This is a genomic window from Sphingomonas pokkalii, assembly GCF_003096275.1.
GTDB classification, from domain to species: Bacteria; Pseudomonadota; Alphaproteobacteria; order Sphingomonadales; family Sphingomonadaceae; genus Sphingomonas; species Sphingomonas pokkalii.
This window is the reverse complement of record NZ_QENQ01000001.1, coordinates 3,780,734-3,799,568: the sequence shown is the minus strand read 5'-3', so window position 1 is coordinate 3,799,568 and position 18,835 is coordinate 3,780,734. Positions and strand designations below refer to the sequence as shown.

The window sequence follows — 18,835 nt, the reverse complement described above, 5'->3', positions numbered from 1 at the left end:
TCCGCCCGGCAGTCCGGGCGGAGGGACCGAAGGGGCTCAGCCCTGCTGGTCGGCGCGGCTCGCGCCTTCGCCGTCGAGGTTCTGGGCGACGAACTCCCAGTTCGCCAGCTTGGTCAGGATGGTGTCGACGAACGACGGACGCGCGTTGCGATAGTCGATGTAATAGGCGTGTTCCCACACGTCGATCGTGAACAGCGGCTTCACACCGTGCGCGACCGGCGAATCGCCGTCATGGAACGAGGTGACCTTCAGCGTGTCACCGTCGAGCACCAGCCAGCCCCAGCCGCTGGCGAAGTGGCCGACCGATTCCGCCTTCAGCTTCTCGATCAGGGCGTCGTGGCTGCCGAAATCGCGGGTGATCATCTCGGCCAGCTTGCCGGTCGGCGCCGCATAGTTCGGCGTCAGGCACTGCCAGAAGAAGCTGTGGTTCCAGATCTGCGAGCTGTTGTTGAACAGGCCCTTGTTGCCCTTGTCCTTGGCGTAGGCGATCACGTCGGTGAGCTTCGCGCCGGCCAGTTCGGGGATGTCGGCAACCAGCTTGTTGCAGTTGTCGACATACGCCTTGTGGTGCTTGCCGTGGTGGAAATCGAAGGTCTCCGCCGACATGTGCGGCGCGAGGGCATCCTTGGCATAGGGAAGTTCGGGGAGTTCGAAGGCCATGTCTTCCTCCTGTTCGGGGTTGGGAAGGGATTGTCGTGCGCTCGCCTAACGCATGGGAGAGGCCAGCGCCGCAACATTTTTTGTTTCGCCCCTGATCGATTGAGCCGATTTGTCCGGCATATCAGCCGAACAGCCGTGTCATGGCGCGATCCAGCACCAGCAATTGCCAAAGCAAGGCGCCATGATCCGCACGGCCGGAGCGATGATCCTCGGCAAGCCGGACGAAGGCACGCCGTTCGAACCAGCCTGTCTGCTGCAGGACCGGTGAGCGCGGCAATGCCGCCGCCGCATCCGCAAGGGTTGTGCGAAACCAGTCGGCGAGCGGCAGCGCGACAGCACCCGCGGTGCCCTGCGGCAAGGTGCGCGGCAGCCAAGGGGCCCATGCTTTGCGCATCAGCCACCTGCCCTGCCCGCGCAATCGAAGCGATTCCGGCAGGCTGGCGACGAATTCGACAAGTTGGTGATCCAGCCACGGCACGCGCACCTCCAGCCCCACCATCATGCCCGATCGATCCAGCATCGCCAGTTGGCTGCCGGGCAGCCGATGCCGGATATCGACATATTGCGCCCGATCGAGGCTGCTGCGTGCCGGTGCCGCGCGCATCACCGCGATGGTACGAGTCTCGGCACGGTGCCCCGCCAGGGCCCGGCGCGCCGCATCGGTGAACAGGCCGGCGCGCATCCCCGGATCGGTCGCCGCCAGCCGCTGCGCATAGGCCGAGGCACCATCCCCGGCCAAGGCGTGCAGCAACGGCCGGACGCGCAGCGGCTGCGGCACCCATTGCGCCTCGGGATAGACGGCCGCAAGACCGCCGAGCACCCGCGCTCGCAGCCCTATCGGCATCAGCGCACGGACCCGCTCCTCGGCGACAAAGGCCCGCGAGCGAGGATGGACAGGCCACACCGCGTCCAAGCCTTCGGCCGACAGCGCCACCGCCATGGTCGCGCGGGCGAACGCCGACCATGTGTACGCCCTTGCCGCGGCCCCGTCGGCGATCGGCTCGTCAAAAGCCTGCGTCAGCGTATCGAGTACGGCCCCTGGCTCGAGAACGGCAAGACCGTCGCGATGCCGGGTAGCAAAGCGCCGGGCGACCGTTCCCGCGAACGATTCGCCCCCGCCGTGCGGAGCATCGCCGAGCGTGCAGGTCTGCACCGCGGTTTTGCTATTCGCCGCCATCAGCGCGACCATCGCCGCGCCTTCGACGCTGTCGGGCAACAGCGCGCCGAGCGTAACGTCCGCCACCATGTGCCGCCGCACCGCCACGCGCATCCGTTCCAGCAATTCGACCTTCAGGTCGCGGGTCCGCCCCGGCGCGCGGCGCGAAAAATCGACATCCCACCACCGCACCGCCCGCCCGCGCGACCGCCCCCGCTGCACCAGCAGGAAATGTCCCGCAGCCAGCTTCTCCACGCCCGCGACCAGACAGGCATCATCCGGCACATACCCCAGGCCGAGATAATCCTCGACCGCCCGGATATCGGCGGCGCGACGAAACATCGGGTGGGCGAGCAATCCCTTGAGTTCGGAAGAAAACGCGATCGCCCCGTCCGTCAGTTCGGCGATGTGGAGCGGCTTCGCCCCCAACCGGTCCCGCGCCAGGAACAGGCTTTGTCGGTCCGCGTCGTACAGCGCAAAGGCGAACACACCGTCCAGCCGCGGCAACAGATCAGGCCCCCAGGCGCGCCATCCGTGCAGCAGCACCTCGGTGTCACTCTCCGTCGTGAAGCACGCCCCCTGCTCTTCCAGTTCGGCCCGCACCGCCCGGAAATTGTAGATCGCGCCATCCAACACCACCGCCAGCCGTTGATCGGGCAAGGCCATGGGCTGCACCCCACCCGCCACGTCGATCGTCGCGAGCCGGCGATGGCCGAGGCCCAGGCCCGCGACGCACCACACCCCCGATCCGTCGCGCCCGCGATGCGCAACAGCATCGCTCATCGCGACGATCCGCGCCGGATCGATCGGCTTCGCCATGCCGGGATAGAATATGCCGACGATCCCGGACATCAGCGGCGCGCATCCCTCACCTGGTAACGACCATGCGCATCGCGCAGCAGACCCTGGTACTTCCCCGTCGACATCGCGACGGCCGCTACCAAGCAAGCCTGCGCTGCGCCACCCCGCACGGCCCGCCCTGCGCCCCAGCGGCGTCGGCGCGCGGTAGAAGACCCGGAATTAGCTCAGAGCAGCGTGTCGCGCAGCGCTTGCAGCCCGATCGTGCGACGTTCCTCATCCTGCTCCAGCCAGTCGACCAGCACCTGCATCACCTGCCGAAGCTTTTGCTGCTGTGTGCACAACTGGTCCTCCAGCTCGGCCACCCTTTCGGAAAGCGCGCGCAGTTCCCCGGCGTCGGCCGGGGCAGCCGACGCGCCGGAGGCGATGTCGGCCGCCATCTCCTCGATCGCCGCCGCCACGTCCGGCGCGCCGAACATGTCGATCTGTGCGGCGGCGCCGTGCCGCAGCAATCGCGCCACGATCTGGTTCAGCCCCCGCGGGACGCCCCCGGCAAGCCGGTGCAGCGCCCGACACGCCTCGTCGGTGAAGCCGGGCCGGCCCTGCCCGCCAGCGCGGTAGAGGCGGTGGCGGAGATAGGGTTCGACTTCCTCCTCCGCCAGCGCGGAAAGCTGCACGGTGGCGGGCCGGCGGACGCTACCGCCGGGCTGTTCCCGCGCGCCGAACAGGAACAGCTGAACCGGCGAACGATCCGGCTGGGCCGAAACCTGCGACAGTATCTCCCGGCAATCGGGGGACAATGCGTCCGCATCGTCGATCAGCAGGAGCGTGCGCCCGCCTTGCCGGCCCGAAGGCGGCGCCGCCAGGCGGAGCAGCCCTTCCACCTGCAGCGCCCCGCCAGCGATCTGGTGCACGCGGTGCCGTCCAACATCGATCTCGCCGGCCAGACGCCGCATCAAGATCGTCTTGCCCATACCGACATCGCCGGTAACGACGACCACGCCTTTCCCTTGTTCCACCGCCTGGCGTAACCGCGTGATCGCCCGGCCATGGGCCGCCGTCTCGAACCAGAAGCGGGGATCCGGCGCGTGCTGGAACGCCGGCTCGCGCAGTCCGTAATAGTCGTCGTGCATGGCGCCCTTCAGACCGGCGCCTGCGCGGCGAGCGTTTCGCAGACGGGAGGATGGCCCAGAAATGCCTGCGGGCTCGCGGTCGCGCCATAGGCCCCGGATGCGAAGATCGCGATCAGATCGCCCACCTCCGCTCGCGGCAAGGCAACGCGATCCGCCAGCCGATCCAGCGGCGTGCAGAGCGGCCCGACAATGTTCACAATCTCTTCCGGCGCGTCCTGCATCCGGTGTGCCACGGCGACCGGGTAGTTGCGCCGCACCACCGTTCCGAAGTTGCCCGTGGCGGCCAGATGATGGTTCAGTCCTCCATCGACAATGAGGAACGTCTCCCCCTGGCTTTCCTTGCGATCGATCACGCGCGCCAGGTAGATGCCGGCCTCTCCCACCAGCCAGCGGCCGAGTTCGATCGCGTAGTGCGTCTCCAAGCCGCGCAGCGCCGACGCCAGCGCCGCGCCCACCGCCGCGATGTCGAGCGGGATATCGCCGGGAAAGTAGGGAATGCCGAACCCGCCGCCCAGGTTGACGAGCGGCGGACATGCGCCGATCTCGTCCGCCAGCCGGGCGGCGAGCGCGACCGTCGCTCCCTGCATCTCGATCACAGCCTCCGCGGACAGCGCCTGCGACCCGGTGTAGATATGAAAGCCCCGCCAATCGGCGCCCGCGGCAAGGATATGTCGCACCAGCGCCGGCACGCGTACCGCATCCACCCCGAACGGCGATGCACGCCCGCCCATCTTCATCCCCGATCCACGAAGTTCGAAATCGGGGTTCACGCGCACTGCCAACCGGGGGACGATTCCCAGCCGCGCGCCGGTCGCCAGCGCGCGCGCACACTCGCCTTCCGATTCGAGATTGAGCGTCACCCCAGCGGAAATCGCCGCCGCCAGCTCTGCGTCGCGCTTGCCGGGGCCGGCAAAGCTGATCGCGTCCGGCGGCACCGCCGCCAGCGCGCGCGCCATTTCCCCGGCCGAGGCCACGTCGATGCCGTCGACCAGCGGCGCGATCGCCGCGATCAGCGGGGGAAAGGGATTGGCCTTGATCGCATAATGCAGCACCACCTGCGACGGGAAGGCCGCGCGGAACCGTGCGATCCGTGCCGCGATCGCCGGCCCGTCATAGAGGTAGAGCGGCGTCCCCGCCGCTGCCCAGTCCGCCGCGCTACGGCCGCCAACGATCAGTTGCGGCCCGCCGGCATAGTCGGCCGGTATCGGGCCGATCGGTTTCGCGTTCATAGCAGTTCCGCCTTCAACGCCGCGCGGTCCAACTTGCCGTTGGCGTTGCGCGGCAAGCTCTCCCGCCAAAGATATCGGGCCGGTTGCTGGAAGATCGGCAATTCTCGGCGTAGCCGCTCGCGCAGCGCCGCTTCGCCGCTCCCATCGCCCCGCGCCACCACCAGGATCGCGTGGCCCAAGCGGGCATCGGGGATGCCGAAGGCTGCCGCTTCGCTCGTTTCGCCTCCCGCCAATACCGCTTCCTCGATCTCGGTGGGGCTGATCCGGTTGCCGGAGGATTTTATCATCTCATCCTCTCGTCCCACGAATCGCAGCAGGCCGTCCGCATCCTCCGTCACCCTATCCCCCGACCAGACCGCGATACCGCCATAGGCCGACGATTCGGGCGCCGGCCGAAACCGCAACGCCGTTCGTTCGGGATCTCGCCAATAACCCTGCGCGACCAACGGCCCGGCATGGACGAGTTCGCCCTGCGAAGCCCGTCGCCCGGCCGCATCCACCACCAGAATTTCGGCGAAAGGGATCGCCCGTCCGATCGAATCCGGATGCGCATCGATCAGGGCAGGATCGAGATAGGTCGATCGAAACGCTTCGGTGAGGCCATACATCGCGAACAGTTCGGCAGCGGGAAACTGCTGCCGCAACGCCCGCACCATCGCGGGGGTGAGCGCACCGCCGGAATTGGTCAACCGGCGCAACCGCGCCGCCGTTTCGGCCGGCCATGCCGTTTCGAGCAACTGGACCCAAAGCGGCGGTACACCGGCCAAGGTCGTAATGTCGAACCGCTCAACTGCCTTCACCACGTCGCGCGCCGTCAGATAATCGAGCGGCACGATCGACGCCCCCGCCACCCAGCTCGAAAACAGCTGATTCTGGCCGTAATCGAAGCTGAGCGGCAAGACGCCCAGCACCCGATCCTGCGGGGCGATTTTCAGATAATGGGCGACGCTTACCGCGCCAAGCCAGAGATTGGCGTGAGAGAGCATCACCCCCTTGGGGCGCCCGGTCGAGCCCGATGTATAAAGGATCGCCGCCAGCGCCGCAGGATCGCCGCTGGCCGGGGGCATCGCGTCGCTGCCTGCCAGTTCCTCCTCGATAACGACAGTGCAGCCGGCTGGTACATCGCCGGGTTCGAGCGCCGCAAGCCGCGAAGCCTGCGTGACGAGCATCCGGGCGCCGCTGTCTTGCAGGATATGCGCCACCTGCGCGCGTTTCAGTACCGGATTGATCGGCACATGCACCATGCCCGCGCGTGGCGCGGCGAGCGGCAAAAGGCAGGCAGCGCGCGTCTTCGGCAGCCAACTGGCCACGCGCTCGCCCGGCGCCCAGCCCCGCGCCGCGATCCCATATGCGATACTTCCAACCGCCGCCTCCAGCTCGGCGAAGCGCATCATGCCGACCTTATCTGCCAGAGCGATGGCATCCGGCGCGCCGCGAAGCGGCAGCGCGTCTATAAGATGGGGTGCAGGGTCCAGTGCGATCATGTCGTCACCCATAGTCTTGGCAGCGCCGCCGCCAAGCCTTACGGAAGCGCAAAAATCTTGCAGGGGATCCCCATTGCGGCCTGAAGGCATGTCCGAAGTCGAAAACACCGTTCGCGATGTGCTGCGCGACGTGCTGGGATTGAGCGAAGATCGCGTCGCCACGTTCGACGCGGAAACGCCGCTGTTCGGTGCCCTGCCGGAGCTCGATTCGCTCGCCGTGGCCGGCGTGCTCACGGAAATGGAGGATCGCCTGGGCATCCTGATCGAGGATGACGAGGTGGATGGCGAGATGCTGGAAAGCTTCGGCGCGCTCACCCGCTTCGCGACGCAGAAGGCCTTGGGGTGATCGAACCCTATGACTGGGCTGGCGGCCGCGAAGCGATGCTGCGCTTCGGGCCAGGCAGCGGCCCGGTCGTCGTAGCGGCATTGCCGCTGTTCGAGGAGGCGAACCGCACCCGCGCGTTCGTCGTCTCCATCCTCCGTGCGCTGGCGGAACAGGGCATTGCCGGCGTGCTACCCGAACTGCCAGGGACCGGCGACAGTCTGGTTCCCACCGATCGGATCGCGATTTCCGATCTGCGCGCCGCGTTCGCCGCGGCGGCGCGGACCGCGGGAAAGCGCGCCTATTCGCTCGCGCTTCGCAGCGGCGCCCTGCTCGACGGCACGGTGGTGATCCGTCGACGCTGGCACTTCGCGCCACAGACGGGCGCGGAACTGTTCCGCGCGCTCCAGCGCCTGCATCGGGCAGACGACATGCCGGGCTATGGCGGCCATCGCCTGCCGGACGCGTTTCTGGAAGAGTTACCGGAATGCCATATCGAAGCGGCACGTACCGTGCGGCTGGATACCGATCTTCGGCCTTGCGACCACGCCGTGCCCGGCACCGCATTATGGCGGCAGCCCGAACCGGAGAATGACCTGGTTCTCGCAGCGTTGCTAGCGGACGATATCGCTGCCTGGGTGCGAGCGTGCGAAGCCTGATCGCCTTCCCCTGCCTCGGTGACATGCTGGTGGGTGCGCTGGATGGGGCGGCCGGCCAGACGGGGCTGCTCATCGTATCCGGCGGCAATCAGGTCCGCGCGGGGCCGCATCGCAGCATGTCGCTTCTGGCCCATCGTATCGCGGCGGCGGGATTCCCGGTCTTTCGCTTCGATCGCCGCGGCGTCGGCGATTCGAGCGGGGTCAACATGGGCTTCGAAGGCAGCGCCGACGATATCGCTGCCGCCGCCAGGACCTTTCGGCGCGAGGCATCGCTGCGCCGCGTGGTCGCGTTCGGCAATGGCGATGGTGCGACGGCGCTGGCACTCTTCCACGCCGAGGCCCGGATCGATGCCCTGGTGCTGGCGAATCCGTTGATCAAGCCAGCCGCGAAAACCGCAAGGGCAGACGCCGTCGATCCCGGCGATTCGCGGGGCTGGATGCGCCAGATGATCGGAAGGATTGGCGGGCGGCGCGAGGATGCAGAACCCGGCCTGCTGGCTCGGGTCGCCGAAGCGCTGGCCGCTGCCGAAATGCCGATCACGGTGCTGCTGGCGACGCGCGACCCCGTTGGTTCCGCCTTTGCCGATGTGCTGCATCGCCCGGCCTTCGCCGCGCTCGGCGCCCGCATCCGGCGCAAGCAGTTCAACACGGCCAGCCACAGCTTTGCCGGCACGAGCGACAAAGCCTGGCTCTACGAACGGATCCTGGAAACGCTCGCCGAATAGCCGCTATTCGGCGGCCTGGGCGACCGTCTCGAAATCGGCCTCGGCAAGGAAGCGCTCCGCATCGAGCGCCGCCATGCAACCGGTGCCGGCCGCCGTGATCGCCTGGCGATACTGCTTGTCCATCACGTCGCCGCAAGCGAACACGCCGGGCACGCTGGTGCGCGTGGTGCCCTTCTCCACTTCGATATAGCCATCGCTGTCGAGCGCGATATGTCCGCGGAACAGCTCGGTCGCCGGATGATGCCCGATCGCGACGAACCCGCCATCGACCTCCAGCGTCGAAAGCTCGCCCGTCACCGTGTCCTTCAGTTCGATCGCGACAAGCCCCTCGGGCTGCCCCCCGCCGATGAAGCGCTCGACCTGCTTGTTCCACAGCACGTTGATCCGCTCATTGGCGAGAAGCCGCTGCTGCAGGATCTTTTCGGCGCGCAGGGTGTCGCGGCGGTGGATCAGCGTCACGTCATGGCTGTGGTTGGTCAGGTACAACGCTTCCTCGACGGCGGTATTGCCGCCGCCGATCACCGCCACCTTCTTGCCGCGGAAGAAAAAGCCGTCGCAGGTCGCGCAGGCACTCACGCCCTTGCCCTTCAACAGCTCTTCCGAATCGAGGCCCAGCCAGCGGGCCTGCGCGCCGGTGGCGATCACCAGCACGTCGCCCAGATAGACAGTGCCGCTATCGCCCACCATGCGGAACGGGCGCTGGCTTACATCGACCTCGACGATCGTGTCCCACATCATCTGCGCACCGACATGTTCCGCCTGCGCCTGCATCTCCTGCATCAGCCAAGGCCCCTGGATCACTTCGCGGAAGCCGGGATAGTTCTCCACATCGGTCGTGGTCATCAGCTGGCCGCCGGGCTGGATGCCCTGCACGACGATGGGCGCGAGCCCGGCGCGCGCGCCATAAATGGCGGCCGAAAGGCCGGCTGGGCCAGAGCCCAGGATCAACATGCGGGTGGAGTGGGTTGCAGTCATGGGTGCTTTCCGTCGAATCTTTCGGTGCCGCTTCTAGGGACAGGGCACCACGAGAAGCAACATGGCGTGGCCCGATTGTCGTGCAACGCCGTGCGGGAACAGGAAAGCTACCAGGGCCCCAAGGGAAATTCGCGACTCAGCGCAGAACAAGCAGCACGACACCCGCCCAGAAAACCACCGTGCCAACCGCCATGATCAACAGGCTACCCGAAGCCGCCGGATCGACCCCACGCCCTTCAACCTGCTCAGGCGGCAATTCATACAATGCACGCATCTACGGCGCTCCGTTTCAGACGACCTCTCTCCGGTTCTTCTTATAACGTGTTCGGAACCGGTGACTCTTCCGGGAATATGCTTAACGATGCCATGCGCGGCTGCAAGCCGTATTGCAGCCGGATCGTCAGGTTTTCGGAAGTGAAGTGGTAGCGGAGGAGGGACTTGAACCCCCGACCCCAGGATTATGATTCCCGTGCTCTAACCAACTGAGCTACTCCGCCCTACCAAGGCGACCCGTTCGGGCGAGGCAGGCCACATAGAGTCCACTTTTCGAGCGGTCAAGCGTACATATGCCGCGAATGCAATTCCCAGGGGCCACCGCGATACCACCAACTCGCCAGACCGGTGATTTCGACGCGCCGCGGCTGGAAATCGCGTTCCAGTGCGGCCAGGAGCGCCTTCGCAAGCGCCGGCGTCACCTTGTTCTGGATGGTCACATGCGGGCGCCAGCGCCCGGCGTCCTGCGGCGTCAGCAGGCCGGCAAACGCGTCCACCAGCCGGGCGCGAATCGCCACCAGCTCGGGCGAATCGATTCGATAGGCCACGCCCCTGCCGAGCGACATCAGGCCCCCCACCCTGGCCTGCAGCGCGCGGATGCCGCACGTTTCCTGCGCCAGCCGGTGCTTCACCTCCTCCGCCACCGAAGGCGGCAGGTGATGAAACAGCGTCAGGTGCGCATCCAGCTGGTTCCGCTCGGGCGGGAAATGGGCACGGCGCAGCGAATCGAACCAGGCCTGGTCCGCCTTGCCGAACAATGCGGTCACGATCAGCGGGGCCGGCGGCCCGCTCAAATCTCGACCTGACTGCCCAGTTCGACCACGCGATTGGTGGGCAGGCGGAAGAACTCCATCGCGCTTTCTGCGTTGCGCAGCATCCAGGCGAACAGTTTCTCGCGCCAGATCATCATGCCCGGACGGGAGGAGGGCAGCAGCGTCTGGCGCGCGAGGAAGAAGCTGGTCTCCATCATCTTGAACTCGGCCCCGCACGCATCGACGGATTTCAGCGCCGCCGGCACGTCTGCCTCCTGCATGAAACCATAATAGAGGATCATGCGGTGGAAGCCCTTGCCCAGATCCTCCACGATCATGCGCTTTTCCTCAGGCACATAGGGCACGTCGCTGATCTTCACCGTCAGCAGGATCACGCGATCGTGCAGCACCTTGTTATGCTTCAGATTATGAAGCAGCGCGTGCGGTACGCCATCGGGGGTCGACGTCATGAACACCGCCGTACCCCGCACGCGGGTGGCGGCATTGGCGGCCGATTCGATGAAGATCTGCACCGGCATCGCGCTTTCGCGCAGCCGGGCGATCATCAGCTTGCGCCCCTTCGCCCATGTCGTGAGCAGGGTGAAGACGAGGAAGCCCACCATCAGCGGGAACCAGCCGCCATCGGGCACCTTGGTCAGGTTGGCCGCGAAATAGGCAAGGTCGACAGCGAAGAAAATGGTCAGCAGCGGGATGGCGTAGCGCTTCTTCCAGTGCCACAGGTTGAACAACACGACCGCGAGCAGGCAATTGTCGATCAGCATCGCGCCGGTGACGGCGATGCCATAGGCCGCCGTCAGGTTGGACGAGGTCTGGAAGGTCAGCACCAGCAGGATCACCATGATCATCAGCGCCCAGTTGATGATCGGGATGTAGATCTGCCCGGCGGTGGCGGCGCTGGTATGATCGATCCGCAGGCGCGGCACGAAGCCAAGCTGAATCGCCTGCTGGGTGACCGAGAAGGCCCCGGAGATCACCGCCTGGCTGGCGATGATCGCGGCGGCGGTGGCGATGCCCACCAGCGGCAGCCGCAGCGCCTCCGGAGCGAGCAGGTAGAAGGGGCTGCGCAGCGCCTCCGCATCGCGGATCAGCAGCGCGCCCTGCCCCATATAGTTCATCATCAGCGCCGGCAGCACGAACCACAGCCACGAAATCCGAATCGGCTTCCGGCCGAAATGGCCCATATCGGCGTACAGCGCCTCCGCACCGGTCACGGCCAGCACGATCGATCCCAGCGCCAGGAAGCCGCGCAGCGGATCGAGCGTGAAGAAATGTACCGCATGGTGCGGTGAGAATGCCTGGAGGATGTACGGCGTCTGCACCACGCTGATCACGCCCAGCGTGGAGATGACCAGGAAATACAGCATCATCACCGGGCCGAAGAACGTGCCCACGCGCGCGGTGCCGGTTCGCTGGATCGAGAACAGCAACACCAGGATCACGACCGCGATCGGCACCACGAGCCGGTGGAAGCCGGGCGCAGCCACCGCCAGGCCCTCCACCGCCGACAGCACCGACACGGCCGGCGTGATCATCGAATCGCCATAGAACAATGCGGTGGCGAACACGCCCAGCAATACGATCCCCTGGGTCCAGCGGCGCTGGCCGCCACGACCGGAAATCAGCGCCAGAAGCGCCAAGCTGCCGCCTTCGCCCTTATTGTCCGCCCGCATGATGATGGTCACGTATTTCAGCGTCACCACCACCATCATCGACCAGAACATCAGGCTGATCGCGCCCAGCACATGCGGCGTGTCGAGCGGCAGTTCGTGATGCTCGTTCGCGAAGGTCTCACGAAACGCATAGAGCGGGCTGGTGCCGATGTCGCCGAACACGATGCCGATGGCACCGAGCGCGAGTTTCCACGTCGCGTCATGGCCGTGGCCATGATCGCCCAATGGTTCCGAATCGGAGGGGAGCGCGGCAGCGTCTCCGGTCACAACGGTGGTCACCGTTGCGACTGACGCTGAAGGGAGCGAACCGACCTGGCCATAGAGACCTGTGTTCTCATCATCATCAGGATGCGGGCCGTTAGCATGTGCAACATGCCCTATCAACATCACTGTCAGGGGGTAGGAGACGCATCAGCGCACGGTACGTTCCAAAACGGGCATTATTCGCTATGGGCTGGCAAATAATGCGTCGGCTTCCCCCCGCGTCGGCACCTCGCGCAAGACGAAGCTGCTGTTGATCGTCACGACTCCGGGCAACCGGCCCAGTTGTTCGCGATGCAATCGCTCATAATCGTCGAGATCGCGGCAGAGAATCTTGAGCCGGTAATCCTGCCCGCCCGAAACCAGCGCACATTCCACCACGCCATCGATTCGCCCCACCGCCGCTTCGAACTGGGCAAGGTCCTCCTCGACCTGGGTCCCCAGGGTGATGTCCACCAGTGCGGTTACCCGAAAGCCCAGGCGCCGATGCCCCAGCCGGGCGCCATAGCCACGGATGAGACCATTGGCCTCCAGCGCCTGGATCCTGCGCGTACAGGCCGATTGGGAAAGGCCCACGGTCGCCGCCACCTGACTTACGGAGGCGCGCGCATCGGCGGCGAGCGATTTCAGAATTTCTGTGTCGATTCGATCCATCGCGCATGATCTTTGCGTAATCTGTTTGAATCCGCAATATTCATGCGAAAACGCGGATATCGCAAGACGATCTTTGCAGGGATTTGCGCCCCGCCTTCGCGCTATGTTCCCGCCCACCTGAACTTAGGAGAGTTTCCCATGCGCATCGGCGTTCCCAAGGAAATCAAGAACCACGAATATCGCGTCGGCCTCACGCCCGCCTCGGTGGCGGAACTGGTCCATGCCGGCCATCAGGTGCTGGTTGAAACCAAGGCCGGCATGGGCATCGACTTCGACGATGCCGCCTATACCGCCGTCGGCGCGCAGATCGCGCCGGATGCCAAGACCGTCTTCGCCAATTCGGACATGATCGTGAAGGTGAAGGAGCCGCAGCAGCAGGAAATCGCCCTGCTCGAGCCGCGCCACCTGCTCTTCACCTATCTCCACCTCGCCGCCGACAAGCCGCAGGCCGAAGGCCTTATCCAGTCGGGCGCCACCTGCATCGCCTATGAGACGGTGACGTCGAACTCGGGCGCCCTCCCCCTGCTCAAGCCGATGAGCGAAGTCGCCGGTCGCATGTCGGTCCAGGTCGCCTCGCACTATCTCGAGAAGGAACAGGGCGGCCGCGGCGAGCTGCTTGGCGGCGTTCCCGGCGTGGCGCCGTGCAAGGTCGCGATCCTCGGCGGCGGCGTATCGGGCATCAACGCTGCGCAGATGGCGACCGGCCAGCGCGCCGACGTGACGATCTACGACATCAACAACGAGCGCCTGGCCGAGCTCGACATGCATTTCGGCAGCCAGATCAAGACCGCCTATGCCAGCAAGGCCGCGATCGCCGAGGCGGTGCGCACTTCGCAGGTGGTGATCGGCGCGGTGCTGGTGCCGGGTGCCGCGGCGCCGAAGCTCGTCACCCGCGACATGCTCAAGACGATGATGCGCGGTTCGGTGCTGGTCGACATCGCGATCGACCAGGGCGGCTGCTTCGAGACCAGCCGCGCGACCACCCATGACGATCCCGTGTTCGAGATCGATGGCGTGATCCACTATTGCGTGGCGAACATGCCCGGCGCGGTCGCGCGTACCTCCGCCTTCGCGCTCAACAACGCGACGCTGCCGTTCGTGCTGAAGCTTGCCAACCACGGCGCGGAAGCGGCGATGCAGGCGGATCGTCACCTCGCCAACGGCCTCAACGTCTCTGGCGGCAAGATCCGTCACCAGGCGGTGGCCGAAGCGCTCGACCTGCCGTTCGAAGCCTGGGCCGGCTGACCCGATCAGTTGGCCGGAGCGGACGGCGCCAGCCGCGCCGCTTCGGCCAACGCCGGATCAAGCGTCAGCATCACATTCACCATGTCGTCGCGGTAGCTTGCATCCTTCGGAACGCGTTTCAACGCGGCGCCCCATGCCAGGCGCGCCGCCGCCACATCCCCCGATCGCGCCAGCGCGACCCCCAGGAAGAAGGGCGGCCCCGGATGGCTCGGCCCCAATTCTGCGGCCTTGTCGAAGGCGTAGCGCGCGGCAGGCGAAAGCTGCTCGCCGTCATGCTCGGCGAGCGCGAGGCCAAGGCCGCACCAGAGCCCGACATCGCCTGGCGCCTTGCGTACCCCACCCAGCATCACCGTCGCCGCAAGCCGCAGGGCACCGGCCCGCGTCATCGCGTCGGCGGCCATGAAATAGCTATAATCGAAATTGAAGCGCCCGAACATCGCCTCGCGCACCGCGATCAGGTCGGGATCGAGCGGGCGGACGCTCTCCGTCCCCTCTGCCGGCTTCCCCGCCAGGCTGGGATACCCCTGCCAGGCGTAGCCGGCGGCGGCCAGCATCACCGCCATCGCCGGCAGGGTCCAGAACCGCCAGGGGAAGCGAGCGCCCAGCAATAACGCGATTCCGGCCAGCGCCATGCCGGCAAAGACCAGCCAGCCCATCACGCCTGCCTCCGCCGGAACAGGCGTCGCGCGATCAGCACGCCGATGCCGAGCAGCGCGAGGGGCGCGATCCAAAGCGGCGCCGTGACCCAGCTGAAGGGGGGATCATAGGTAACATAGTCGCCATAGCGCTCGATCAGCCACTGGCGGACCCGCGCGGGCCGCTCGCCTGCCGCGATGCGCTGGCGAACGAGCGCGCGCATCTCGCCGGCCATATCGGCATCGCTATCGGCGATCGACTGGCCTTGGCAGACCAGGCAACGCAGCGTCTCCATCAACGCCTTGGCTTCGGCTTCCTGCGCGGGGTCGGCAAGCTGGGTATAGGCCAGCGGCGACGGCGGCAGGCTGGAATCGGCATGTGCTGCCCCCGCGATGAGGAGCAGGCAGAACAGCCCCCGCCTCATTTGGCCTTCTCCAGCGCCGCGAGCAGCTTCGGCACGTCCTCCGCGCGGATATCGCCGATATGCTGGTCGACGATCACCCCGCGCGAATCGATCACGAAGGTTTCCGGTACGCCCGAGGAGCCGAGCGACAGTTGCGCCCGCATCGCCCGATCGTCGCCGATCCGGGTATAAGGATCGCCGTTCCGTGCCAGGAACGCCTGCACATCGCCAGTGGTGTCGCGAACGGCGATGGCGTCGATCTCAGCCCCGGCCTGTTTCAGCTTCATCAGCTGCGGCGCTTCGGCCACGCACGGGATGCACCAACTGGCGAACACGTTGAGCATGCGCGGCTTGCCGCTGCGGGTGGCGCTGGTATCGATGCCGTCCTTGTCGGGGAGCAACGGCGGCAGGCGCAGCGCCGGCAACGGCTTGCCGACCATCGCCGATCGCACCAGCCGGTCACTCGGCTCGATCAGCCCGTTCACGACCAGCGCGAACACGATCACGAACAACCCCAGCGGCAGCCAGATCAGCAGCTTCTTCATGCCCATGCTTCCTCGCGCGCTGCACGCCAGCCGCTGCGAAGCCGCCCCGCCAGCGCGATCAGGCCACCCAGCGCGACCAGGCCGCCGCCGGCCCAGATCAACGTCACGAACGGCTTCCACCACAGCCGCAGCTGCCAGCGCCCCGCCCCATCCGGCGCCCCCAGCACCGTATAGACCTGCCCATCCCACAGCGTGACGATCGCCGCCTCGCTCGTGTTGGTCGGCGGGCTGGAGAAGAAGCGCTGCTGCGGCGTGAGTTCGAATGGCGCGGATGTACCGCGCTGTACCCGCAACCGCGCCTCCATCGCGGACCAGTTCGGCCCCACTGTCGGGCGCACGTCCGCCAGCAGAACCTTGAAGGGGCCGACGTGCAGGGCATCGCCAACCGCCACCGCCGCCAGACGTTCCTGCTTGAACAGCGTATCGGCCGCCATGCCGGCAAGGCTCACCGCGATGCCGAGATGCGCCACCACCATTCCCCAGATCGGCAGCGGCGTGCGGCGCAGCTTGCGTTTCCACAGCGGCGCGACACTGGCAGCGGCAAGCCCGAAGGCGAGGGCAAGGACGACCACGGCGATCGGCGAATCGCCGCCGGAAAGCGCGAAGAACAACGCGAAGGAGACGCCGGTGATCGCGACCGGAATGGTCAGGCGCGAAAGCAGCGCCTGCGCCGAATCCTTGCGCCAGCGCAGCAGCGGCCCCGCCGCCGTTCCCGCGACCAAGGCGAGCGCGATCGGCACTGCGGTCTTCTCGAAGAACGGCGCGCCGATCGAAAGCTGCACGCCCATCGCCTGCGCCACCAGCGGATAGAGCGTGCCGATCAGCACCACGCCAAGGATCACGCTGAGCAGCAGGTTGTTGAGCACCAGCGCCGCCTCGCGGCTGATCAGCTGGAAGGTCGCGCCCTGGGTCACCGTGCCCACCCGCGCCCCGAACAGCGCCAGCGCCCCGCCGATATAGAGGCCGAGCAGCGCGAGCAGGAAACTGCCGCGCGTCGGATCCACCGCAAAGGCGTGGACGCTCACCAAAATGCCCGAGCGGACCAGGAAGGTGCCGACCATCGACATGGAAAAGGCCACCACGGCCAGCATCAGCGTCCAGGCACGCAGGCCATCGCGCGTGGCCAGCACGTTCACCGAGTGGAGCAGCGCGGTCGCCGCGAGCCAGGGCATCAGCGAGGCATTCTCCACCGGATCCCAGAACCACCAGCCGCCCCAGCCGAGCTCGTAATAGGCCCAGTAGCTGCCGGCGGTGATGCCGATGGTGAGGAAGATCCACGCCCCCAGCACCCAGGGCCGCATCGCCTTGGCGAAGGCGGGGCCGACATCGCGCATCAACAGCGCGGCGACCGCGAAACTGAACGCCACCGAAAGGCCGACATAGCCGAGATACAGCGTCGGCGGATGGAAGGCGAGGCCGGGATCCTGCAGCAGCGGGTTGAGCCCCTGCCCGTCCGCCGGCGCCGGATTCAGCCGTGCGAAGGGGTTCGAAGCGAAGGCGAGGAACGCGTAGAAGCCGATCGCGATCGCGGCCTGCGCGGCCAGGGTCGCCGCCAGCGTCCCCGCGGCGAGCCGTCGCTCGAACAGCGAAACCCCGGCCCCTGCGACCGCCAGCACGGTTACCCAGAGGAGCATCGAGCCTTCATGGTTCCCCCAGGCGCCGGCGATCTTGTAGAGCATCGGCTTCAGCGAATGGCTGTTCTGCGCCACCAGCAGCACGGACATGTCCGACGTGGCGAACAGACGGATCAGGATCAGGAACGCCCCCAGCGCAAACACCGCCTGCAGCAGCGCGATCCTGCGTACCCCGGCAAGCATCATCGCCGCATCGCCCGCGCGCGCGGCGGCGGCGCCCAGCATCAGCTGGGCGATGGCGAAGGCGGTGGCAAGCCACAGCGCCGCAAGCCCGGCTTCGGCGATCATGGCTCCAGAGACTCGCTCTTGTGCATCTTCCCCGCCATCTGCGGCGGCATGTAACGCTCGTCATGCTTGGCGAGCAGATTATCGGCGGCGAAGCTGCCGTCGGGCTGGAACTGGCCTTCGGCAACAACGCCCGATCCCTCGCGGAACAGGTCCGGCGTCACGCCGCGGAAGCGCACCGGCACCACCGCCTTGCCATCGGTCACCTTGAAGCCGATCGACACGCCATCCTTTGCGCGGATCAACGAGCCCTTCTCGACCATGCCGCCCAGCCGCACTGCCTTGCCGAGCGGCAAGGGCTTTCCGGCAACGTCACCCGGCGCGTAGAAAAACGCCGCCTGGTCCTTGAGCGCGGACAGCGCCAGCAACGCCGCGCCGAGGATCGCCACCACCGCCAATATTCCAAGCGTGAGCCGTTGGTGCTTGGCCTTCACCGGCGGCGCCCCAGCGCGTCGGCGGCCGCTTCGGCGCGGCGCATTGCCCACCAGCTCGCCGCGGCAATGCCGCCCGTGCCGATCGCCGCGACGACATAGGCCGCGGTGACGAACCACCAATGGTTCATTGCGCGGCCCTCCGCCGCAATCGTGCCTCGACCTTCTGCTGCGCAAGCAGGGCGCGCATCCGCATCAGCACGATCCCGCAGAACAAAAGGCTGAAGCCGGAAAGTGTGAACCACAGCGGCCAGAGCATCGACCCATCGATGCTGCTGCGGGTGATCCCGATGCTCTCCCCCTGGTGCAGCGTGTTCCACCACACCACCGAATAGCGAATGATAGGCAATAGCACCGTTCCCGCGACCCCGAAGAGTGCCGGAATGCGCCCGTCGCCACCCCGTTCGGCATCGGCGCGCGCGAGCGCGATCCAGGCGATATAGACGAAGAACAACAGCAACATGCTGGTCAACCGCCCGTCCCATTCCCACCAGGTGCCCCAGGTAGGTCGACCCCAGATCGATCCGGTAATCAGGCACAAGGCGGCGAACACCGCCCCGACCGGCGCCGTCGCACGCGCGGCAACGATCGCCAGCGGATGCCGCCAGATCAGATAGCTGAGGCAAGCCACGGCCAGCCCACTCCATCCGCCCATGCCAAGCCAGGCGGTCGGCACATGGATGTAGAGGATGCGCACGCTGTCCTTCTGCAGATAGTCGGCGGGCGTCTGCGTGAGGCCAGCCCAGGCGCCGAACAAGGTCAGCGCGAGGCCGCCCCAGAACAGAGCAGGCGTCAGCGGCCGGGCGATCTTGAGGAAGCGCGCCGGATTGGCGAGGGCATGAAGCATCGGCACAGCGAAGGATTAGCCCGCTTCGGCATCGGAT

Annotated in this window: 21 protein-coding genes and 1 tRNA gene; 4 read left to right on the top strand and 18 right to left on the bottom strand. The window is 66.7% G+C overall.

Features of this window, described 5'->3' with window-relative positions:
* Positions 1 to 36: 36 nt before the first annotated feature.
* The 5 genes from DD559_RS17480 to DD559_RS17460 form a co-directional block, all read right to left on the bottom strand.
* Complete coding sequence (locus tag DD559_RS17480) at positions 37 to 660, bottom strand: superoxide dismutase (protein ID WP_116470291.1); 624 nt, start codon at positions 658 to 660, stop codon at positions 37 to 39.
* 121 nt (positions 661 to 781) lie between these two features.
* Complete coding sequence (gene asnB, locus DD559_RS17475) at positions 782 to 2,668, bottom strand: asparagine synthase (glutamine-hydrolyzing) (RefSeq protein WP_116470290.1); 1,887 nt, start codon at positions 2,666 to 2,668, stop codon at positions 782 to 784.
* A 173-nt stretch (positions 2,669 to 2,841) separates the two neighbouring features.
* A complete protein-coding gene (locus DD559_RS17470) occupies positions 2,842 to 3,747 on the bottom strand; it encodes an ExeA family protein (RefSeq protein WP_116470289.1) in 906 nt (301 codons plus the stop codon).
* An 8-nt stretch (positions 3,748 to 3,755) separates the two neighbouring features.
* Positions 3,756 to 4,976, bottom strand: coding sequence for a pyridoxal-dependent decarboxylase, exosortase A system-associated (locus tag DD559_RS17465; RefSeq protein WP_116470288.1), 1,221 nt, complete (start codon positions 4,974 to 4,976; stop codon positions 3,756 to 3,758).
* Positions 4,973 to 6,460 carry an acyl-CoA ligase (AMP-forming), exosortase A system-associated gene (locus DD559_RS17460; protein WP_206364538.1) on the bottom strand — a complete coding sequence of 496 codons (1,488 nt, stop codon included), beginning with the start codon at positions 6,458 to 6,460 and terminating at the stop codon, positions 4,973 to 4,975. The genes DD559_RS17465 and DD559_RS17460 overlap by 4 nt, the downstream gene beginning before the upstream one ends.
* Before the next feature lie 88 nt (positions 6,461 to 6,548).
* Here DD559_RS17460 and DD559_RS17455 point away from each other — a divergent pair, with 88 nt between their 5' ends.
* From DD559_RS17455 to DD559_RS17445, 3 genes are read left to right on the top strand one after another with little or no spacing between them, the layout of a single operon-like run.
* Complete coding sequence (locus DD559_RS17455; RefSeq protein WP_165831136.1) at positions 6,549 to 6,806, top strand: acyl carrier protein; 258 nt, start codon at positions 6,549 to 6,551, stop codon at positions 6,804 to 6,806.
* Positions 6,803 to 7,441, top strand: coding sequence for a hypothetical protein (locus tag DD559_RS17450; protein WP_116470286.1), 639 nt, complete (start codon positions 6,803 to 6,805; stop codon positions 7,439 to 7,441). The genes DD559_RS17455 and DD559_RS17450 overlap by 4 nt, the downstream gene beginning before the upstream one ends.
* Positions 7,429 to 8,166, top strand: a complete 738-nt coding sequence (locus tag DD559_RS17445) for an alpha/beta fold hydrolase (protein ID WP_116470285.1) — start codon at positions 7,429 to 7,431, stop codon at positions 8,164 to 8,166. The genes DD559_RS17450 and DD559_RS17445 overlap by 13 nt, the downstream gene beginning before the upstream one ends.
* A gap of 3 nt (positions 8,167 to 8,169) precedes the next feature.
* Here DD559_RS17445 and trxB read toward each other — a convergent pair whose 3' ends face one another.
* The 6 genes from trxB to DD559_RS17420 all read right to left on the bottom strand — a co-directional run bounded on the left by trxB (position 8,170) and on the right by DD559_RS17420 (position 12,772).
* Positions 8,170 to 9,141 carry a thioredoxin-disulfide reductase gene (gene trxB / locus DD559_RS17440; protein WP_116470284.1) on the bottom strand — a complete coding sequence of 324 codons (972 nt, stop codon included), beginning with the start codon at positions 9,139 to 9,141 and terminating at the stop codon, positions 8,170 to 8,172.
* A gap of 136 nt (positions 9,142 to 9,277) precedes the next feature.
* Positions 9,278 to 9,415, bottom strand: coding sequence for a hypothetical protein (locus DD559_RS19895; protein WP_165831135.1), 138 nt, complete (start codon positions 9,413 to 9,415; stop codon positions 9,278 to 9,280).
* A gap of 146 nt (positions 9,416 to 9,561) precedes the next feature.
* Positions 9,562 to 9,638, bottom strand: a tRNA-Met gene (locus tag DD559_RS17435).
* 57 nt (positions 9,639 to 9,695) lie between these two features.
* Entirely contained in the window at positions 9,696 to 10,208 is a 513-nt protein-coding gene (locus DD559_RS17430; protein ID WP_116470283.1) for a 2'-5' RNA ligase family protein, read from the bottom strand.
* Positions 10,205 to 12,136, bottom strand: coding sequence for a potassium transporter Kup (locus tag DD559_RS17425; RefSeq protein ID WP_116470282.1), 1,932 nt, complete (start codon positions 12,134 to 12,136; stop codon positions 10,205 to 10,207). Before DD559_RS17425 ends, DD559_RS17430 begins: the two co-directional genes overlap by 4 nt.
* 168 nt (positions 12,137 to 12,304) lie before the next feature.
* Positions 12,305 to 12,772: an Lrp/AsnC family transcriptional regulator gene (locus DD559_RS17420; protein WP_116470281.1), complete on the bottom strand. Its 468-nt coding sequence runs from the start codon at positions 12,770 to 12,772 to the stop codon at positions 12,305 to 12,307.
* A 138-nt stretch (positions 12,773 to 12,910) separates the two neighbouring features.
* Between DD559_RS17420 and ald the strand changes: the two genes are divergently transcribed.
* Positions 12,911 to 14,017 carry an alanine dehydrogenase gene (gene ald, locus DD559_RS17415; RefSeq protein ID WP_116470280.1) on the top strand — a complete coding sequence of 369 codons (1,107 nt, stop codon included), beginning with the start codon at positions 12,911 to 12,913 and terminating at the stop codon, positions 14,015 to 14,017.
* A gap of 5 nt (positions 14,018 to 14,022) precedes the next feature.
* Here ald and DD559_RS17410 read toward each other — a convergent pair whose 3' ends face one another.
* Genes DD559_RS17410 through ccmC form a run of 7 tightly spaced genes read right to left on the bottom strand, consistent with a single transcriptional unit; the run spans position 14,023 to position 18,798 of the window.
* Positions 14,023 to 14,673, bottom strand: a complete 651-nt coding sequence (locus DD559_RS17410) for a tetratricopeptide repeat protein (RefSeq protein ID WP_116470279.1) — start codon at positions 14,671 to 14,673, stop codon at positions 14,023 to 14,025.
* Positions 14,673 to 15,077 carry a cytochrome c-type biogenesis protein gene (locus tag DD559_RS17405; protein ID WP_116470278.1) on the bottom strand — a complete coding sequence of 135 codons (405 nt, stop codon included), beginning with the start codon at positions 15,075 to 15,077 and terminating at the stop codon, positions 14,673 to 14,675. The genes DD559_RS17410 and DD559_RS17405 overlap by 1 nt, the downstream gene beginning before the upstream one ends.
* The gene (locus DD559_RS17400; RefSeq protein ID WP_116471007.1) at positions 15,074 to 15,601 is read right to left on the bottom strand and encodes a redoxin family protein; all 528 of its coding nucleotides are present in this window, start codon (positions 15,599 to 15,601) and stop codon (positions 15,074 to 15,076) included. Before DD559_RS17400 ends, DD559_RS17405 begins: the two co-directional genes overlap by 4 nt.
* On the bottom strand, positions 15,598 to 17,523 hold the full coding sequence (locus DD559_RS17395) for a heme lyase CcmF/NrfE family subunit (protein WP_116470277.1): 1,926 nt from the start codon (positions 17,521 to 17,523) through the stop codon (positions 15,598 to 15,600). Before DD559_RS17395 ends, DD559_RS17400 begins: the two co-directional genes overlap by 4 nt.
* Positions 17,520 to 17,954 carry a cytochrome c maturation protein CcmE gene (ccmE, locus tag DD559_RS17390; protein WP_116470276.1) on the bottom strand — a complete coding sequence of 145 codons (435 nt, stop codon included), beginning with the start codon at positions 17,952 to 17,954 and terminating at the stop codon, positions 17,520 to 17,522. Before ccmE ends, DD559_RS17395 begins: the two co-directional genes overlap by 4 nt.
* Complete coding sequence (locus DD559_RS20315; protein ID WP_276308191.1) at positions 17,951 to 18,082, bottom strand: hypothetical protein; 132 nt, start codon at positions 18,080 to 18,082, stop codon at positions 17,951 to 17,953. The genes ccmE and DD559_RS20315 overlap by 4 nt, the downstream gene beginning before the upstream one ends.
* Entirely contained in the window at positions 18,079 to 18,798 is a 720-nt protein-coding gene (ccmC, locus tag DD559_RS17385; protein ID WP_206364537.1) for a heme ABC transporter permease CcmC, read from the bottom strand. Before ccmC ends, DD559_RS20315 begins: the two co-directional genes overlap by 4 nt.
* Positions 18,799 to 18,835: the final 37 nt, after the last annotated feature.

Bases quoted from the DNA above. Each gene is read 5' to 3' on its own strand.
- ccmC (WP_206364537.1), bottom strand. From the start codon at position 18,798: ATGCTTCATGCCCTCGCCAATCCGGCGCGCTTCCTCAAGATCGCCCGG.
- DD559_RS17405 (WP_116470278.1), bottom strand. From the start codon at position 15,077: ATGAGGCGGGGGCTGTTCTGCCTGCTCCTCATCGCGGGGGCAGCACAT.
- DD559_RS17420 (WP_116470281.1), bottom strand. From the start codon at position 12,772: ATGGATCGAATCGACACAGAAATTCTGAAATCGCTCGCCGCCGATGCG.
- DD559_RS17460 (WP_206364538.1), bottom strand. From the start codon at position 6,460: ATGATCGCACTGGACCCTGCACCCCATCTTATAGACGCGCTGCCGCTT.
- DD559_RS17455 (WP_165831136.1), top strand. From the start codon at position 6,549: ATGTCCGAAGTCGAAAACACCGTTCGCGATGTGCTGCGCGACGTGCTG.
- DD559_RS19895 (WP_165831135.1), bottom strand. From the start codon at position 9,415: ATGCGTGCATTGTATGAATTGCCGCCTGAGCAGGTTGAAGGGCGTGGG.
- DD559_RS17410 (WP_116470279.1), bottom strand. From the start codon at position 14,673: ATGGGCTGGCTGGTCTTTGCCGGCATGGCGCTGGCCGGAATCGCGTTA.
- DD559_RS17470 (WP_116470289.1), bottom strand. From the start codon at position 3,747: ATGCACGACGACTATTACGGACTGCGCGAGCCGGCGTTCCAGCACGCG.
- asnB (WP_116470290.1), bottom strand. From the start codon at position 2,668: ATGTCCGGGATCGTCGGCATATTCTATCCCGGCATGGCGAAGCCGATC.
- DD559_RS17465 (WP_116470288.1), bottom strand. From the start codon at position 4,976: ATGAACGCGAAACCGATCGGCCCGATACCGGCCGACTATGCCGGCGGG.
- DD559_RS17480 (WP_116470291.1), bottom strand. From the start codon at position 660: ATGGCCTTCGAACTCCCCGAACTTCCCTATGCCAAGGATGCCCTCGCG.
- trxB (WP_116470284.1), bottom strand. From the start codon at position 9,141: ATGACTGCAACCCACTCCACCCGCATGTTGATCCTGGGCTCTGGCCCA.
- DD559_RS20315 (WP_276308191.1), bottom strand. From the start codon at position 18,082: ATGAACCATTGGTGGTTCGTCACCGCGGCCTATGTCGTCGCGGCGATC.
- DD559_RS17400 (WP_116471007.1), bottom strand. From the start codon at position 15,601: ATGAAGAAGCTGCTGATCTGGCTGCCGCTGGGGTTGTTCGTGATCGTG.
- ald (WP_116470280.1), top strand. From the start codon at position 12,911: ATGCGCATCGGCGTTCCCAAGGAAATCAAGAACCACGAATATCGCGTC.
- DD559_RS17395 (WP_116470277.1), bottom strand. From the start codon at position 17,523: ATGATCGCCGAAGCCGGGCTTGCGGCGCTGTGGCTTGCCACCGCCTTC.